At 28.7% G+C, this 3,123-nt stretch carries 1 protein-coding gene and 1 pseudogene; both read right to left on the bottom strand.

Annotated elements, in window-relative coordinates; translation table 11 throughout:
- Positions 1-194 precede the first annotated feature (194 nt).
- The gene (locus tag TP70_RS00825; protein ID WP_042740072.1) at positions 195-557 is read right to left on the bottom strand and encodes a transcriptional regulator, SarA/Rot family; all 363 of its coding nucleotides are present in this window, start codon (positions 555-557) and stop codon (positions 195-197) included.
- A gap of 1,586 nt (positions 558-2,143) precedes the next feature.
- Positions 2,144-2,296, bottom strand: a pseudogene (locus TP70_RS12630) (hypothetical protein); the annotation flags it as partial.
- Between the last annotated feature and the right edge of the window lie 827 nt (positions 2,297-3,123).

Raw genomic sequence — 3,123 nt, 5'->3', positions numbered from 1 at the left:
TCAGTTTCTATTGGTAGTGTGAATTAATATATTATATTTTTTATATATTAAAATTGCCCTTTTTTTATTTTTGTGTCTATTAACAATTATAAAAGAAGTTTTATATATAACAAAGGCCTGATTAAATGTTTTTTGTCATTTAATCAGGCCTTCTTCGTAAAAAAGAGCTGAGAATTATATTCCTCCATAATAAATTATTTTTTCAAACTTTTAATTTTGACATTTATTTCATTCAATAAATTGGTGATTTTTTCACGTTGAAAGTCATTAATCAAAATAAGAATCATTCTCTCATCATGAGTGCTTCGGCATTTATCAAAATATCCATCACTAGATAAAGTTTTTACCGCATTAACAATTCTTGGCTGATTATAGCTTAAGTTGTTAATAAGGTCCTTCAAATAATATTCAGAGGCTTTTTTTTCATTTAAGTATGTTAGTACAGAGAATTCTTCTAAAGTTATATGAAATTCATTTTTTATCATTTTTTTCAATTCATCAATATGCATCATTGTTATTAAAAGTTCAAAGGAATTTTCAATTTTTGGCATACTCATTTTAGTATCACTCCTAATTTCAACACTTGTTATCACTCTAACAACTTTACTATTCTAAAATAGTTCGTCTGAGATCGCAAATCAAAAGTTACATTATTCTTTGGAGGCAACTCTAATTAAATTTAAGATGGCACAATAGTAGATTATAAAATAGTAGATATAGATATGATTAAATACCCATAATTATATACCCTAGTTTTAAAATAGTTAATCAAAATATTATATTTATTAGTAGTACTACTTTTCAAATAGGTAAAAGTAATACTACAGATGAAGATAAATCAAAAAACCTTTCAGTTCATGTTTGAACTCCTTTTTTGGAAGGCTGAGAAATCTAATATACCTAGGAATTCAGCTTGGAATAAGTTATTAGATTTATAAAAATTCACTTTTTATATTTTCTCTCCATTCAATCTGCAGAACATACGGTTTAAAAATACTAAGCTTTTAGTCAAGAGAGCTTATCTAATCGAATTGTATCGCCATTTTCATTTTTATACACGAATTTAATCTTATATCATACAAATATCTATTTTATATTTTGAATGTATTAAGTACATAACCTTCAGAAGGCTATATAAATACTTAACGCACTACACCTCTTCATTTTCAGAAATTCATACACTCTCGTATTTTTTGGTAGTTAGAGGTTACTACTTTATAAAAATTGATATTGAAATAAATAGTTAGTTGTTTTTTAGTGTGTTTATACCATTGATTGATAAATAAAAAAGCATGTACAAATCTTGTTAGACTGTACATGCCCTATAATACTACTATATAACTAAGCTAATAAAAAGGGTTACACGCTCACCGACCAAAGTTTATTGTGCAACAAACAAACTATATATTACTGTGTTTAATTCATAAAATCAAGTTAGAAAAGAGATAAAAAATCATGTATATCAAATTGCTGAGCCCTTGCTTGACGTATGAGCAACTTAACATACGTTTTTATGAACACTGACTATTACAAATATAAGTTAAAAACATACATTGACTGGCGTTAGACCGTTATAAATTGGGAAAATAAGTACAAGGATTAGTCTAGTAATTAATTTGGTTTTACCGAGTGTATATGGATTGTCTGATGACTTTATAATGAATTTTATACATGATTAATATGATAGCCCGATAAAACTTGTATAATCGACCATTGTTTGTGTGTTCGATTACGTTAACACGTTTTGTAGCTTTGAAAATACAAGGATAGAACTCATTAAGCATTTAAGTGACGCTCAACGTTGCGAAGGGGGAATAAGTGAGCTATGAGAGTCTGAGCATATATTCTGTGAGCTTAGTTTATGCCGAGGGAATTTTTGATCTTGGAATAAATATTATATTATTGGAGTGATTATATGGAAATTGTATTTCAGATTTTCAATTTATTTCTAGTGCAGATGCCTAATTGGATTGGCCTTCAAGGGATTTCGTTAAAAAGATATAAACAGAAGAAAGAAAAGGGGAAGATTAATGGATTGTTTAACAAGCATAACCACCCGTAAAACGGGTAGTTTACTCTGCGGCTGAAAACCTCTGTTACTATCCATCCCCTATAAGGGCACTGAAAAGATAAGCCAACTGTACTACTTTTTCAGCGCCCTTAGAAGTGGGCTGTTTTCTTCTCCTGTAAACGTGCTGATATATTCCAGCATTATGAGTTGTTCTACAACGATATCCTCTTGTAATTGATTACGAATATATACTCTTTTATTTCTCTCAACTGTGTCGACATAAAACCTTTAAAATTTCACTAATAAAAAACCAGTAACTTTTTTATTAGTGGGATTTTAAGGGGATATTTTAAAGAATTAGAGACAAATCATATAGTTTTTATACCTGAGAACCTACACAAGCTTTTAAAACGCAAATATGCCCCAAATAAATACATTCAAATTTTACAGACTAAAGTTTGATTAAAATCAGTAACTAATTCTTTCTGCCCAGTTATATGTAAATTTTTAACATAAAAATTTACATATAACTCTTTTTCAAATTCAAAGTTGGGAAGAATCTTTTGTTATGAGTAAATCAAAAATGAAGTATCCAGATAATGATGAAACTTTTTCGGATTTCTCCACAAAATTAATAGGAAAGCACTTGGTCGTCTACTTGACACACTTTCTTTTAGAAACAAGCTAAACAATATCAGTTTATGCTAATTATTTTTAGCCAGTTCAAAGGTGTAAAGTTTCAGAATATTATCGTATCAATAAGTCAGATGTATATTTATATAACATTTATCTATACAGATAAATGCATCTAAAACGACTTATATTTGCGTTATAAGCGACAAAAAGATTTATAGGTATAAAAAAGCTATAATTTTAGAAATCGCTCTAAATACCCCTTTAAAATGCAAAATAAGGATACCCAATTATAACACGCAAGGTTTGGTGGTAGTATGATACAGTTTTAAGTATGTTAGGTACGCCTTTGGATATAAAAATGAAAGCCAGTCCAGATAAAGTAGACTGTTTTTTTCTTTTATACGGTCTATTTATGTTTCTTTCGACGCCATATCGTCGATGGAATTCAAAAAAGTTATGGGCTATAAATCTACATC

Source organism: Staphylococcus microti, assembly GCF_000934465.1.
Lineage (GTDB): Bacteria > Bacillota > Bacilli > Staphylococcales > Staphylococcaceae > Staphylococcus > Staphylococcus microti.
Note: the sequence above shows the minus strand (reverse complement) of the source record. Positions and strands in the feature narration are given on the sequence as shown.

Coding starts and splice junctions, on each gene's coding strand:
- TP70_RS00825 (WP_042740072.1), bottom strand. CDS start 557: ATGAGTATGCCAAAAATTGAAAATTCCTTTGAACTTTTAATAACAATG.